General features: G+C 72.6%; 11 protein-coding genes. 10 read left to right on the top strand and 1 reads right to left on the bottom strand.

Annotated elements, in window-relative coordinates:
• Positions 1 to 139 precede the first annotated feature (139 nt).
• The 5 genes from lepA (at position 140) to H9641_RS03215 (ending at position 7,767) form a co-directional block, all read left to right on the top strand.
• Positions 140 to 2,062, top strand: a complete 1,923-nt coding sequence (gene lepA, locus H9641_RS03235) for a translation elongation factor 4 (protein ID WP_191800964.1) — start codon at positions 140 to 142, stop codon at positions 2,060 to 2,062.
• Between the two features lie 76 nt (positions 2,063 to 2,138).
• The gene (gene hemW / locus H9641_RS03230) at positions 2,139 to 3,521 is read left to right on the top strand and encodes a radical SAM family heme chaperone HemW (protein WP_191800962.1); all 1,383 of its coding nucleotides are present in this window, start codon (positions 2,139 to 2,141) and stop codon (positions 3,519 to 3,521) included.
• Positions 3,522 to 3,523: 2 nt separating this feature from the next.
• Entirely contained in the window at positions 3,524 to 5,629 is a 2,106-nt protein-coding gene (locus H9641_RS03225) for an acyltransferase family protein (RefSeq protein ID WP_191800960.1), read from the top strand.
• A gap of 223 nt (positions 5,630 to 5,852) precedes the next feature.
• Positions 5,853 to 6,980: a DUF2189 domain-containing protein gene (locus tag H9641_RS03220; RefSeq protein WP_191800958.1), complete on the top strand. Its 1,128-nt coding sequence runs from the start codon at positions 5,853 to 5,855 to the stop codon at positions 6,978 to 6,980.
• 232 nt (positions 6,981 to 7,212) lie between these two features.
• Positions 7,213 to 7,767: a DUF4870 domain-containing protein gene (locus H9641_RS03215; protein WP_191800956.1), complete on the top strand. Its 555-nt coding sequence runs from the start codon at positions 7,213 to 7,215 to the stop codon at positions 7,765 to 7,767.
• 1 nt (position 7,768) lies between these two features.
• Here the strand turns inward: H9641_RS03215 and H9641_RS03210 are convergent, their stop codons facing one another.
• A complete protein-coding gene (locus H9641_RS03210) occupies positions 7,769 to 8,635 on the bottom strand; it encodes a DUF3097 domain-containing protein (protein ID WP_191800954.1) in 867 nt (288 codons plus the stop codon).
• Between the two features lie 113 nt (positions 8,636 to 8,748).
• Here H9641_RS03210 and H9641_RS03205 point away from each other — a divergent pair, with 113 nt between their 5' ends.
• From H9641_RS03205 to H9641_RS03185, 5 genes are all read left to right on the top strand, one after another.
• The gene (locus H9641_RS03205; RefSeq protein ID WP_191800951.1) at positions 8,749 to 10,206 is read left to right on the top strand and encodes an MFS transporter; all 1,458 of its coding nucleotides are present in this window, start codon (positions 8,749 to 8,751) and stop codon (positions 10,204 to 10,206) included.
• A 230-nt stretch (positions 10,207 to 10,436) separates the two neighbouring features.
• Positions 10,437 to 11,453 carry a heat-inducible transcriptional repressor HrcA gene (gene hrcA / locus H9641_RS03200; RefSeq protein ID WP_191800949.1) on the top strand — a complete coding sequence of 339 codons (1,017 nt, stop codon included), beginning with the start codon at positions 10,437 to 10,439 and terminating at the stop codon, positions 11,451 to 11,453.
• Positions 11,454 to 11,568: 115 nt separating this feature from the next.
• Positions 11,569 to 12,681 carry a molecular chaperone DnaJ gene (gene dnaJ, locus H9641_RS03195; protein WP_056650773.1) on the top strand — a complete coding sequence of 371 codons (1,113 nt, stop codon included), beginning with the start codon at positions 11,569 to 11,571 and terminating at the stop codon, positions 12,679 to 12,681.
• Between the two features lie 3 nt (positions 12,682 to 12,684).
• Entirely contained in the window at positions 12,685 to 13,503 is an 819-nt protein-coding gene (locus H9641_RS03190) for a 16S rRNA (uracil(1498)-N(3))-methyltransferase (RefSeq protein ID WP_191800947.1), read from the top strand.
• Between the two features lie 65 nt (positions 13,504 to 13,568).
• The gene (locus H9641_RS03185) at positions 13,569 to 13,937 is read left to right on the top strand and encodes a histidine triad nucleotide-binding protein (RefSeq protein WP_191800945.1); all 369 of its coding nucleotides are present in this window, start codon (positions 13,569 to 13,571) and stop codon (positions 13,935 to 13,937) included.
• Positions 13,938 to 14,164 lie beyond the last annotated feature (227 nt).

The following is a 14,164-nucleotide window of genomic DNA, read 5'->3' as shown; positions in this document are numbered from 1 at the left end:
TGCTGTCCGACCCTGCGCGCGGCGACCAGCGACCTGCCGGGCAGAACCCGGCGGCTCACGCTCCGTCGTCGAGCACCGAGCCGCAGGTCCGGGCGCCGTCCGCCGCCCCGTCTTGACCCACCACAGGAGCGCACCCCCGTTGTCCCCGATCCCCAGCGCCCAGCTGAGCACCCGCATCCAGCCCGCGGCGACGCCGCCCGAGCTGCTGCGCAACTTCTGCATCATCGCGCACATCGACCACGGCAAGTCCACGCTGGCCGACCGCATGCTGCAGCTGACCGGCGTCGTCGACGCGCGAGCCATGCGTGCGCAGTACCTCGACCGCATGGACATCGAGCGCGAGCGCGGCATCACGATCAAGTCGCAGGCCGTGCGCATGCCGTGGGCCGTGCGGGAGGGCGACGACCCTGACGACACGTCGGCGCCGCTCGTGCCCTACGCCCTGAACATGATCGACACGCCCGGGCACGTGGACTTCACGTACGAGGTCTCGCGTTCGCTCGCCGCGTGCGAGGGGGCCGTGCTGCTCGTCGACGCCGCGCAGGGCATCGAGGCGCAGACCCTCGCGAACCTGTACCTCGCGATGGAGAACGACCTCGCGATCATCCCGGTGCTCAACAAGATCGACCTGCCGGCCGCGCAGCCCGAGAAGTACGCCGAGGAGATCGCGGGCCTCGTGGGCGTCGACCCCTCGACCGTCCTGAAGGTCTCGGGCAAGACGGGCATGGGCGTGACCGACCTGCTCGACCGCATCGTCCAGGAGGTGCCGGCCCCGCAGGGTGACGCCGACGCCCCGGCGCGCGCCATGATCTTCGACTCGGTGTACGACACCTACCGCGGTGTCGTGACGTACGTTCGTGTGGTCGACGGCAGCCTGAACCCGCGCGAGAAGATCGTCATGATGTCGACCAAGGCGACGCACGAGCTCCTCGAGATCGGCGTGAGCGCGCCCGAGCCGCACCCCACCAAGGGGCTCGGCGTGGGCGAGGTCGGCTACCTCATCACGGGCGTCAAGGACGTGCGCCAGTCCAAGGTCGGTGACACCGTGACCAACGCGGCCAAGCCCGCGGAGGACGCGCTCGGCGGCTACAGCGACCCCAAGCCCATGGTGTTCTCGGGCCTGTACCCGATCGACGGCTCGGACTACCCGGTCCTGCGCGATGCCCTGGACAAGCTCAAGCTCAACGACGCGGCGCTCAACTACGAGCCCGAGACCTCGGTCGCGCTCGGCTTCGGGTTCCGCGTGGGCTTCCTGGGCCTGCTGCACCTGGAGATCGTGCGCGAGCGCCTCGAGCGCGAGTTCGACCTCGAGCTCATCTCGACCGCCCCGAACGTCGTCTACGAGGTGACCCTCGAGGACCGCTCGGTCGTCACGGTCACCAACCCGAGCGAGTTCCCGGGCGGCAAGATCGGCGAGATCCGTGAGCCGATCGTCAAGGCCACGATCCTGTGCCCCACCGAGTTCATCGGTGCGGTCATGGAGCTGTGCCAGGGCAAGCGCGGCGTGCTGGGCGGCATGGACCACCTCTCCCAGGAGCGGGTCGAGCTGCGGTACACGCTGCCGCTCGCGGAGATCGTGTTCGACTTCTTCGACCAGCTCAAGTCCAAGACGCGCGGCTACGCGTCGCTCGACTACGAGCTCTCGGGCGAGCAGGCGGCGGACCTGGTGAAGGTCGACATCCTGCTCCAGGGCCAGACCGTCGACGCCTTCAGCGCGATCGTGCACAAGGACAAGGCGTACTCGTACGGCGTCATGATGACGGAGAAGCTCAAGGAGCTGATCCCGCGCCAGCAGTTCGAGGTCCCCATCCAGGCGGCCGTGGGCGCGCGCGTGATCGCCCGCGAGACCATCCGTGCGATCCGTAAGGACGTGCTCGCCAAGTGCTACGGCGGCGACATCAGCCGTAAGCGCAAGCTGCTCGAGAAGCAGAAGGAGGGCAAGAAGCGCATGAAGACGATCGGTACGGTCGAGGTCCCCAAGGACGCGTTCATCGCGGCGCTGTCCTCCGACGGTGCGGGCAGCAGCGGCGGCAAGGACGCGAAGGACAAGTCCAAGAAGTGATGTGCTGCTTGCCTGGTGAGCGCGTGGTCCTCGTCGTCTCGGGGACCGCGCGCTCTGCGGCGTCCGGGGTGCGGGCATGAGCCCGGCGCTCCCGGACGGGATCCCCGTGCCCGACGACGGCGCTCTCCCCGCGTGGGTGGGGCCCGGTCCCGGCGGGGACGGGTCGGACGACCACGCGGGTCGCGCGTTCGGGGTGTACCTGCACGTGCCGTTCTGCACCGTGCGCTGCGGGTACTGCGACTTCAACACCTACACGGCCTCGGAGCTGGGCGGTGGCGCGAGCCAGGCCTCGTACGCCGACACGGCCCTGCGGGAGATCGAGCTCGCCGCGCGCGTCATGGACCAGGCCGGCCTGGCGTCGCGTCCGGTCTCGACCGTGTTCGTCGGCGGTGGCACCCCGACGCTGCTGCCCGCGGGAGACCTGGGCAGGATGCTCGCGGGCGTGCGCGCCGCGTGGGGGCTGGTTCCCGGCGCCGAGGTCACGACCGAGGCCAACCCGGACTCGGTGACCCCTGAGTCGCTCGCGCAGCTTGCCGAGTCGGGGTTCACGCGCGTCTCGTTCGGGATGCAGTCGGCCGTGCCGCGCGTGCTCGCGACCCTCGAGCGGACCCACGACCCGCGGCGCATCCCCGACGTGGTGCGCTGGGCCCGCGAAGCGGGGCTCGCGGTCTCGCTCGACCTCATCTACGGGACGCCGGGCGAGACGCTCGACGACTGGCGCACGAGCCTCGAGGCTGCCCTGGCGACCGGGGTCGACCACGTCTCGGCGTACGCGCTCGTCGTGGAGCAGGGGACCAAGATGGCGGCTCAGGTCCGCCGCGGAGAGATCGCGCTGCCGAGCGAGGACGACCAGGCCGAGAAGTACGAGCTCGCGGACGAGCTGCTGACCGCTGCCGGGCTCGAGTGGTACGAGGTGAGCAACTGGGCGCGGCGGGCCACGGGGGAGAGCGGGCAGGCGGGACCGGATCCCGCTTTCGCCTGCCGCCACAACCTGGCCTACTGGCGGGGCGAGGACTGGTGGGGCATCGGCCCCGGAGCTCACTCGTACATCGGTGGAGCGGCGAACCGTACGGACGCTGGCGAGGTGTCGACCGCGGCCTCGGGGTCGCTCGTCGACGCGTCGGGCGAGCCTGTCCAGGGCGGCCGCGAGGGCGTGCGATGGTGGAACGTGAAGCACCCGCGGCGCTACGCGGCGCTGCTCGAGGCGGGCAACAGCCCTGCGGCCGGACGCGAGCTCCTAACGCTCGAGGAGGCGCACCTCGAACGCGTCATGCTGGGGGTGCGGCTGCGAGAGGGACTGGACCTGAGCGTCCTTACCGAGGTGGGCCGGCGCAACGTGGCCGGGATGGTCGCGGCGGGCCTCCTCGACGGTAAGGCGGCCATCCGCGGTCGCGGGGTCCTGACCCTGCGCGGCAGGTTGCTGGCAGACACGGTCGTGCGGGAGCTGACGGACGGGTGACGATGGTCGGACAGTCGGCCTCGGTGCAGACCGGGGAGGCCAGGACGTCGACGGAACGCGTCGACGTGTGGCAACGACTGCGACCAGCCGACGTGCTCGATCCCGGAGCGCTCGCGGACCCGACCGCCGAGCCCGTCGCTCCGCCGTCGGGCCGCGAGGATATTCACGGACGCGGGCCCGAGCGTCCCTCGCGCCCTGCCCGTCCCACGGTCCGGTACCGGCGGATCGCCGGCCTGGACGGGCTGAGGGCTCTGGCCGTCGTCTCGGTCATGCTCTTCCACTTCGCGCCGCAGCTGCTCCCGGGTGGGTATGTCGGGGTCGACGTCTTCTTCGTGCTCTCCGGCTTCCTCATCACGACGCTCCTGGTCCGCGAGTTCCGGGAGCGTCGCACGGTCTCGTTGACCCGGTTCTGGGTCCGCAGGGCGCGCCGCCTGCTCTCCGCGCTCGCGCTCGTCGTGCTCACGTGCACGGCGGTCGCCGGGCTCGTGGGCGGTGACGTCCTGGTCGGGATCGGTGCGCAGGTCGCCGGGGCCGCCACCTTCACGAGCAACTGGGTCTACGTCGCGCAGGGCAGCACGTACTCGGGCGGGCTCGCCCCGCAGCTCTTCGCCAACCTGTGGTCGCTCGCGGTCGAGGAGCAGTTCTACCTGCTCTGGCCCCTCGCGGTCCTCGGGGTGCTCGCGCTGCGGATCACCCGACGCAGGGCCCTGGTCCTGGCAGGGTCTCTCGCCGTGGTCTCGGCCGTGGCCATGGCGCTGCTGTACGCGCCGGGGACGGACCCCACGCGGGTGTACTTCGGCACCGACACGCACCTGTTCGGGCTCATGATCGGCGCGTTCCTGGCCTTCTGGCACCTGCGCACCGGCAGGCCGACGCTCGTGCGCGAGTCCCCGCGGACCGCGACCACGCGAGGCGCGGCGTTCGTGCTCGGCGCGGGGACCGTGGGGGCCCTCGTGCTGCTGCTCGCGATGTTCCGGATGCCGTGGGACGGGGCCGCGACCTACCGCGGCGGGCTCTTCGTCGTGTCGTTGGCCACCGCCGGGGTCGTCAACCTCGTCCTGCACGCACCCCGTCTCGGTCGGTTGCTCGACAAGGGCCCCGCGGGCTGGATCGGTGCCCGGTCCTACGGGCTCTACCTGTGGCACTGGCCCGTGCTCATCCTGGTCGCCGCGGTCGCGGGCGGAGGTGGCCTGTACGCGACCCCCGGTCCGTGGGTCGCGCTGACCGCGACGGTCGTGACCGTGGTCGTCGCGGCGCTGTCGTACCGGTTCGTCGAGCGGCCTGTCATGGGACGAGGGCTCGGTGGCTACGTCCGTACCGTCGTCGCCTGGGCGCGGAGGGGGGCCACGGGCCGCAACCCGCTGCCCGTGCACGGGTGGGTCACCCTCGCCGCGACGGTGCTCGTCGTGGGGCTGGCCGTCACCGGGTTCGTCCGGGCCCCTGCCGTGTCCTCGGTCGAGTCGCAGATCCTCGCGGGGCAGGAGGTCGCCGCCGGGACGCAGCAGCCGGGGGCGGCAACGGCCGGGGAGGCGCCGGCTCCTGAGGCAGCGCCGGACGCTGCGGCTCCTGACGCGCAGGCACCGGCCCCGGCGCCCCAGGACCCCGCGCCCCCGGCGCCCCCGCCCGGTGACCAGGTGACGATCATCGGCGACTCGGTCACCCTCGCGAGCGCTCCGGCGCTCACGGCGGCCCTGCCCGGGGTGTTCATCGACGGCGCCGTCTCTCGGCAGATGAAGGACGCCGCCGGGCTCGTGGAGGCGGTGCGCGCGGCCGGGAGCCTGCGGCCCTACGTCGTGGTCTCGCTGGGCACGAACAGCACGATCGACGCCGCGATGATGGACCAGGTCCTCGCGACGATCGGACCGGACCACACCGTGGTGCTCGTGACGGGGTACGCCGACCGGTCCTGGGTACCCGCCGCCAACGCCGAGATGGTCGGTGCGTCCCAGCGCTTCGGCAACGTCGTCGTCGCGGACTGGAGCTCGGCGATCGCGGCCCAGCCGACGCTCCTGGGACCCGACGGCGTGCACCCGGCAGGGGAGGGGACCACGCTCTACGCGAGCGTGGTCGCGGCCGGGCTCGCGCAGGCGGTCGCGCTCCGCGGCTGAGCGCCTCGCCCGGCTCGGCCCTGGTCATGCGCGGTGCGCGCGGTGCCTGCGCAGGCTCCCGCGCCGGGACGCAAGACGGCATCGACGGGTGCCGTCGTCACCCGCTGCTCCTGTGGCGGGAAACGTCCCGAACCGTCATCGTTGATAGCGATCTGTGAAATGTTCGATCGTCACAGTCTGTTCACAGTGTGGCTTGCCGCACCCCGACGACCGAGGGATCCCGATGAGCGACAACACCGCAGGCGGGCCGCCGCCGGAAGAGAACGAGCCCACGCCGCAGAACCCGTACGCGAGCACGCCCGAGCCGGGCGCCGCGCCGCCTCCCTCCGAGCCCGAGCAGCCCGTCACTCCGCCGGTGACGCCGCCCGCTCAGCCCGCCACCCCTCCGGTGACGCCGCCCGCTCAGCCGACGCCCCCGACCGCACCGCCGGTCACGCCGCCGACCGCACCGCCGGTCGCCCCGCCCCCCTACGGTGCGCCGACCCCGCCGCCCGCGGCGCCTCCGTACGGTGCGCCTGCCGCGCCCCCTTACGGCGCTCCGGCCGGAGGCCAGCCGCCGGTCGCCCCGCCCCCTGGCGGTGGCTACCCGCCCCCGGGGGGCGGCTACCCACCCCCGGGTGGCGGCTACCCGCCTGCCGGCGGCGCGTACCCGCCCCCGGCGCAGCCCGCCTACGTGGGCGCCGCGCCGTTCGCGGTCGGTGACGCGATCGGGTTCGGGTGGAAGAAGTTCTGGGCCAACCCGCTGCCGTGGATCCTCGCGGCCCTGATCTTCGTCCTCATCAACGCCGTCTTCAACTGGATCACCGGTGGGTTCGAGCGGTTCACGGACTACCGCACCGACGGGTTCACGGACACCAACATGCTCGAGGCCGTCGGCCTGAGCTTCGGCAGCGTGGTGCTGTCGATCGTGGGCGCGATCATCGGCTACCTGATCACGGCCTTCTTCACCCGCGGTGCTCTCGACGAGTCGCAGGCACGCAAGCCCGACGTCGCGGCGTTCTTCCGGATCGGCAACGTGGTGAACGTCATCCTCGCGGCCTTCCTGGTCGGGATCATGGCTGCCGTCGGCACGATCCTCTGCGTCCTGCCGGGTCTCGCGGTCCTGCTCTTCTCGACCTTCGTCTACTACTTCACGCTCGACAAGGAGCAGGACGCGATCACCGCGATCAAGTCGAGCTGGTCGCTCGTGGCGAAGAACTTCGGGTCGGTCTTCCTGCTGCTCCTGGCGCTCTTCGGCATCAACATCGTGGGCTTCATCGCCTGCTTCATCGGGCTCCTGGTCACGATCCCGCTGTCCTACATCGCGGTGGCCTACGCCTACCGTCGTCTGATCGGCGAGCAGCCGGTCTGACCCGAGCACGTCGCACGAAGCCACCGGGCCTCGCCGCCGCTCCCAGGAGCGGCGGCGAGGCCCGGTGGCGTTCGAGCTGGTCGCCCCGTGCGGGGCCGGCCGCTGCCCGAGCCGTGCTCGCAGGACGAGCCCGACCACCACCTGGTCGGGCTGGCCCTCGATGATCGCGACCGGCTAGTTTGGGGCGCCCGGTCCGTCACGAAGGGTCCGGTTCGACCGCAGAGAGGCCACGATGAGCGACCAGCACTCCTCCGACCAGGTCCCGGACTACGGGCAGTACGTCCCACCGGCCGGCCAGGGCGGCGCCCCGGGCCCCCAGGGGCAGCCGGGCCAGAACGGCTACCCCGGGCAGGCCGGCGGCTACGGGCCGCCCGCCGGCCAGTACTCCCAGCCGGGACAGCAGGGGCAGTACCCCGCGCAGGGGCAGTACCCGCCGCAGGGCCGGCCGGGACCGGCCCAGCCGCTCTCTCCGGCGGACACCAGGACGTGGGCGAGCCTGTCGCACCTCTTGGGCGGCATCCTCGGCTTCCTCGCGCCCCTCGTGATCTGGCTGGTCTTCCGGGAGCGCAGCTACGTCGTGGACGGCGAGGCCAAGAAGGCGCTCAACTTCCAGATCCTCGTGGCGATCGTGCTGGTCGGCGCGAACCTCGTGCTCCCCGGTTTCATCGAGGGCCTCGTGGTCTTCGGCGTCTGGGTCACGTCGCTCGTGTTCGGCGTCCTGAACTTCCAGACGGTCGGCAAGGGACAGACGACCCGGTACCCGGTCGACGTGCGGATCGTGAAGTAGCTCAGTCGGCCGTCACGAAGTCGATGAGCTCCTCGACCCGGCCCAGCAGGGACGGCTCGAGGTCGGCGTAGGTCCGCACGGTGCCCAGGATGCGCTGCCAGCCTCGGGCGACGTCGGCCTGCTCGGCAGCGGGCCACCCGAGCTCGCGCAGGATCCCGCGCTTCCACTCGGTGCCGCGCTCGATCACGGGCCAGGTGGTCAGGCCCAAGCGCTCTGGTCGCACGGCCTGCCACACGTCGACGTAGGGGTGGCCCAGCACCTTGACCGTGCCGGGGCGCACGCCCCGCAGCGCCTCGGCGACGAGGCGCGTCTCCTTGCTGCCCGGGACCAGGTGGTCGACCAGGACGCCCACCTTGCGCTCCGCCGTCGGGCTGAAGTCCTCGAGGGCTTCCGCGAGGTTGTCCACGCCGTCGAGGAGCTCGACCACGACGCCCTCGATGCGCAGGTCGTCGCCCCAGACCTTCTCGACGAGCTCGGCGTCGTGCTTGCCCTCGACCCAGATGCGCGAACCGCGGGCGACGCGGGCCCGGACGTCCGCGACCGCGCGCGAGCCCGAGGCGGTGCGCGTGGGCGCCGCCGGTGCGCGCGTGGTCACGGGCGCGGTCAGCTCGACGGGTTCGCCGTCGACCCAGAAGCCGGGGCCGAGCGGGAAGGTGCGGGTGCGACCGGCGCGGTCCTCGAGGACGACGATGTGCATGCCGCCCGACTTCTCGACCCGCACCACCGCACCGACCCAGCCGGTCTCGACGTCCTCGACGACCAGGCCGCGCTCGGCGGCCTGGGGTCGCGAGACGGGGCGCCTGCGGTGGGGGACCGGGGCGGGGGTCGCGCTGGACAGGACGTCGGCACCGTAGCGATCGAAGCTCACCCGCCTCACCCTAGGCGGTGGTCGGCCCCGCGCCTGGAAGGGGCGCGCGGCGACCCGCGAACCTCTCCGCGGCTCGCCGGGTGCCGTGGCGCGGGGCGTGGTACGACTGGCCGGTGAGCACTTCGAGCGGTCAGGCCGCGCCCGACCCCCAGCGCTGGCGCGTCCTGGGGCTGTGTCTCGCGGTCGGGTTCATCACCATGCTCGACGTGTCGATCGTCAACGTCGCGCTCCCCTCGATCGAGAAGGCGCTCGACGCGGGACCCACCGAGCTGCAGCTCATCGTCGCGGGCTACACCCTCGCGTTCGGTCTCGCGCTCGTCCCCGCGGGCCGTCTGGGCGACGCGGGCGGGCGCCGGGCGCTGTTCATCGTCGGGCTCGTGGGCTTCGCGCTCACGAGCCTCGCCGCGGGCCTGGCGCCGAGCGACGAGTGGCTCGCGATCGCGCGGCTCCTGCAGGGCGCGAGCGCGGGCCTGCTCAACCCGCAGGTCATCGGTCTGATCCAGCAGATGTTCTCGGGGTACGAGCGCGGCAAGGCGTTCGGCATGTTCGGCGCCACGATCGGCATCTCGACGGCCCTGGGGCCGTTGCTCGGCGGGCTGATCATCCAGGCGGCGGGCGAGGAGAACGGGTGGCGGTGGATCTTCGGGATCAACGTGCCGATCATCGCGGTCGTCCTGCCGCTCGCGATCCGCTTCCTGCCCGCGGCGACGCGCAAGGCCGGCCCGCGCAAGCTCGACCCGGTCGGCCTGGTCCTCATCGCGGTCGCGACCGTGGCGGTCATGCTCCCGTTCGTCACGACGTCCGGGCAGGACGACGACCCCGGACGGTGGTGGTGGCTCGCGGTCGGGGCGGTCGCGGTGGCCGCGACCGTGCTCTGGGAGCGGCGCTACCAGCGCACCACGGGTGCGCCGGTCCTGGACCCCCGCGTGCTGTCGCTCACCTCCTTCCGCAACGGCACGCTGCTGGGGATCACGTACTTCGCGGGCTTCACGGGCATCTTCCTCGTCGCGACGCTGTACCTCCAGAACGACCTGCACTTCACGCCCCTGCACGCCGGGCTCATCGGCATGCCGTTCGCGATCGCGTCGGGCGTCGCGTCGTGGCTCGCGGGGCGCGGGGTCGCACGCTGGGGGCGTCCGCTCGTGGTCGCGGGGCTGGTCGTGGTGCTCGTCGGGCTCGCGGGCGTGATCCTCGCGATCCGTGGCACGGGCGACGACGCGTCGGCCGGAGGGTGGGCCATCGCCCTGACCATGATGGTCGCGGGGATCGGGAGCGGCACCGTCATCTCCCCGAACCAGACGCTGACCCTCGCGCGGGTCCCCGTCGAGCTCGCGGGGGTCGCGGGCAGCATGCTCCAGCTCGGGCAGCGCGTGGGCTCGGCCATGGGCATCGCGGTGGTCCTCTCGACGTACTACTCGCTCAAGGCGGGTGGTTCGACGGGCGCGGTCGCGGCGAGCACCGCGATGCTCATCACGGTCGCGCTCGTCGCGGTCTCGCTCGTGGTCGCGATCGTGGACCTGCGGGCGCGAGCGCACGCCGCACCCCAGGGCAAGGTGACGTCCGCGACGTGAGCGCCGCCGTCGGGCGCGGTGCGGCCTGGGCAGCGCGGTGAGACCTGGCGGGGGAGTCGGGCCCGACGGCGGAGCGGGGGGCGCGTGGTCGGCCGCGCCTCCCTCTCGGGCCACCTCCCGGAGAGAGCGTGAGAAGGATGTGCACGTCGCCCGCGACCTCCTCGCGACCGCGTAGAATTAGCACTCGACGGTAGAGAGTGCGAACGCGCGACGATCGGCAGGAGGTGGTCATGAGCGAGGAACGACGGCTCGATGTGCTGCGTGCGATCGTCGAGGACTACGTCCTCACCAGGGAACCGGTGGGGTCGCGGGTCCTCGCCGAGCGGCATCGATTGGGCGTGTCCCCGGCCACGATCCGTAACGACATGGCCGCCCTCGAGGAGGACGGCTACATCGCCCAGCCGCACACGTCTGCCGGGCGCATCCCCACGGACAAGGGCTACCGCCTGTTCGTGGACAAGCTCTCGACGGTCAAGCCCTTGTCGTCGCCCGAGCGTCGGGCCATCGAGACCTTCTTGTCCGAGGCGGTCGACCTCGACGACGTCGTGACGCGGGCGGGGCGGCTGCTCGCCCAGCTCACGGGCCAGGTGGCCGTGGTCCAGTACCCGTCGCTGCGTCGGTCGGGCCTGCGCCACCTCGAGCTCGTGCCGGTCGGCGACCGCCGCCTGCTCGTGGTCATCATCACGGACACGGGCCGGGTCGAGCAGCGCACGCTCGAGGTCGCCGCGGCCCCGGACGAGGCGACGCTCGCCGAGCTGCGCTCGCGGCTCAACGCGGTCGCGGCGGGCAAGCGTCTCGCGGAGCTCGGGCAGGGCTTCGCCGAGGTCGCCGAGCAGTTCCGCCCCGAGCACCAGGACCTGGCCCGCTCGCTCGCGCTGCTGGTCGAGGAGACCCTCTCCGAGGAGTCCGAGGAACGCATCGTGCTGGCCGGCACCGCCAACCTCGCCCGGGTCGGGATGAGGTTCGAGCACGCGCTGCGCCCGGTCCTCGAGGCGCTCGAGGAACAAGTCGTGCTGCTCGGGTTGTTGACCGAGATGGCCGCGGAGTCCGGGGTGAGCGTGCGGATCGGTCACGAGACGCAGCTCGAGGGCCTCGCGGAGACCTCTGTCGTGACGAGCGGATACGGTAACGAGGGCGACTCGGTCGCGCTGATCGGTTCGATCGGACCGACCCGCATGGACTATCCCGGGACGATCGCCTCGGTCCGCGCCGTGGCGCGGTACCTGTCGCGCGTCCTGACAGCATGAGCATGGTTCTTGCGCCACCGGGTGCGGCGACCGGGCCCTCGGGCCCGGCGCGTGCTGCGGGGCGTTGTCGGAAGTCGCCGATCCACCGTCGGCGTGCGCTAGTAGAGAGTGACCTGTGAGCGACTACTACGAGATCCTGGGCGTGCCCCGGGACGCGAGCCAGGACCAGATCAAGAAGGCCTACCGCAAGCTGGCCCGTGAGCTGCACCCTGACGTCGCGGGCGAGGCCGCCGAGGACAAGTTCAAGGACGTGTCCCGCGCGTACGAGGTCCTGTCCAACCCGGACAAGCGCCAGCAGTACGACCTCGGCTCGGACCCGTCCGCCGCCGGTGGCGGCATGGGCGGGGGCTTCGGCTTCCAGGACATCTTCGAGACGTTCTTCGGCGGGGGACAGGCGCAGTCCGGCCCCATCCCGCGCGCCCGCCGCGGCCAGGACTCCCTGGTCCGCCTCGACATCGACCTCTCGGAGGCCACGTTCGGTGCCCGCCGCGAGCTCCAGGTCGACACCGCGGTCGTGTGCGGGACGTGCAGCGGCTCGTGCTGTCGCCCCGGCACCTCGCCCCGTACCTGTGACGTCTGCAACGGGCGCGGCACGGTCCAGCGCGTGGCCCGCTCGTTCCTCGGGCAGGTCATGACGACCGCTCCCTGCGCGGCGTGCCAGGGCTTCGGCACCGTCATCCCCGAGCCCTGCGCCGAGTGCGCGGGCGAGGGACGCGTGCGCAGCCGCCGCACCCTGACCGTGAACGTGCCCGCGGGAGTGGACACGGGCACGCGCATCAAGCTCACGTCGCAGGGAGAGGTCGGCCCGGCCGGCGGACCCGCGGGCGACCTGTACGTCGAGATCCGCGAGCGCAACCACGAGATCTTCGTGCGCCGCGGCGACGACCTGCACTGCACGCTCCAGGTCCCCATGACCGCCGCCGCGCTCGGCACGGTCCTCGAGCTCGAGACGCTCGACGGCCCGCAGGAGATCGACCTGCGTCCCGGCACCCAGCCCGGTCAGATCGTCACGCTCAAGAACCTGGGCGTCGGCCACCTGCACACGGGTGGCCGCGGCGACCTCAACGTGCACGTCGAGGTCCAGGTCCCCACGGGGCTCGACGACGAGCAGCAGGAGCTGCTGCGCTCGCTCGCCAAGGCCCGCGGCGAGGAGCGCCCGGACCCGCGCCTGTCGGCCGCGCACCCGGGAGTCTTCTCCCGCCTGCGCGACAAGCTCTCGGGGCGCTGAGGCATGAGCGCACCGGTCTTCCTCGCCGAGCCGAGCGGCGCAGAGCCCCAGGGGCTCGCGCAGTACCCCGCGGGGTCGCTCTACGTGCTCGACGGCGCCGAGGGGCGCCATGCGGGCGTCGTCCAGCGGCGGGGGGTCGGTGAGCACGTCGACGTCGTCGACGGCGACGGGCTGCGGCTGCGGTGCGTCATCGAGACCGTCGAGGCCGCCCAGGTCGGCCTGCGCGTCGACGAGGTCGTGCACGAACCTGCGCCCGACGTCGTGGTGACCCTCGTCCAGGCCCTCGCCAAGGGCGACCGCGACGAGATGGCGATCGAGGCCGCGACCGAGGTCGGGGCCGACGCCGTCGTGCCGTGGCAGGCCGAGCGCTCGATCGTCGTGTGGCGCGGGGACCGTGCCGCCAAGTCGCGCGCGCGCTGGCTCGCGACCGTGCGCGCCGCGACCAAGCAGGCCCGCCGTGCGCGCCTGCCCCGCGTCGACGTCGCGATCGACACGCGCGGGCTCGTCGAGCGCACGCGCGAGGTCGTCGCGGCAGGCGGCGCCGTGATCGTCCTGCACGAGGAAGCCAGCGCCCCGCTCGCCGAGGTGCCGCTGCCCGTCCCCGCGTCCCCGGCCGACGCCGCGGAGGGCCGAGCACCCGAGGTCCTCGTCGTCGTCGGGCCCGAGGGCGGGATCTCCGAGCGGGAGGTCGACGCGCTCACCGAGGCCGGCGCCCTCACGGCGCGCCTGGGCCCGCACGTGCTGCGGACCTCGACCGCCGGACCCGTCGCGATCGCCCTGCTGGTCCAGCGGCTCGGCCGCTGGGACGGCACGCCCGCGTGAGCGCACGCCGCACCGCACCGGCGGTCACCGGGCTGCGGCCCGGTGACCGGGGGTAGCCTGCCGACATGACGAGCAACGACACCTCCCGGCCCACCGACCCGGACTGCCTGTTCTGCAAGATCGTCGCAGGGGAGATCCCCGCGACGGTCGTCGCCTCGACGGACCAGGCCGTCGCGTTCAAGGACATCAACCCGCAGGCCCCGCTGCACGTCCTGGTCGTGCCCCGGGCGCACCACGGCGACATCGCACAGCTCGCGGCCGCCGACCCCGAGCTGCTCTCGGGCGTCGTGGCGCTCGCGGACGCCGTGGCGAGCGAGCAGGCCGACGGCCAGTTCCGGCTCATCTTCAACTCGGGCCCGCGGGCAGGCCAGAGCGTCTTCCACGTCCACGGCCACGTGATCGGCGGCAAGGAGCTGGGCTGGAGCCCCGCCTGACCCGCGTCGCGGCCCACGGAGGTCCCGGGCGCAGGACACACCCGTCAGGGCGTTATTCGCCCTGACCCAGGGCGCTGCGCTCGTTACCATGGATGCACCACGAAATCTCCCCGACCTGCAGAAGGAGTGCCTCGGCGCAAGCCGGCTCATGCCATCCTCGACACCATCCTTGCCGCACGGCTCGTCGACGCCCGGCCCCGGAGGCTCCTCCCGCGACCCGGGGCGCG

Source organism: Oerskovia merdavium, from assembly GCF_014836755.1.
Lineage (GTDB): Bacteria > Actinomycetota > Actinomycetes > Actinomycetales > Cellulomonadaceae > Oerskovia > Oerskovia merdavium.
Note: the sequence above shows the minus strand (reverse complement) of the source record. Positions and strands in the feature narration are given on the sequence as shown.

Excerpts from the sequence above, each read along its gene's own strand:
- hrcA (WP_191800949.1), top strand. The coding sequence starts at position 10,437 with ATGAGCGAGGAACGACGGCTCGATGTGCTGCGTGCGATCGTCGAGGAC.
- H9641_RS03215 (WP_191800956.1), top strand. The coding sequence starts at position 7,213 with ATGAGCGACCAGCACTCCTCCGACCAGGTCCCGGACTACGGGCAGTAC.
- hemW (WP_191800962.1), top strand. The coding sequence starts at position 2,139 with ATGAGCCCGGCGCTCCCGGACGGGATCCCCGTGCCCGACGACGGCGCT.
- H9641_RS03225 (WP_191800960.1), top strand. The coding sequence starts at position 3,524 with ATGGTCGGACAGTCGGCCTCGGTGCAGACCGGGGAGGCCAGGACGTCG.
- H9641_RS03190 (WP_191800947.1), top strand. The coding sequence starts at position 12,685 with ATGAGCGCACCGGTCTTCCTCGCCGAGCCGAGCGGCGCAGAGCCCCAG.
- H9641_RS03185 (WP_191800945.1), top strand. The coding sequence starts at position 13,569 with ATGACGAGCAACGACACCTCCCGGCCCACCGACCCGGACTGCCTGTTC.
- H9641_RS03220 (WP_191800958.1), top strand. The coding sequence starts at position 5,853 with ATGAGCGACAACACCGCAGGCGGGCCGCCGCCGGAAGAGAACGAGCCC.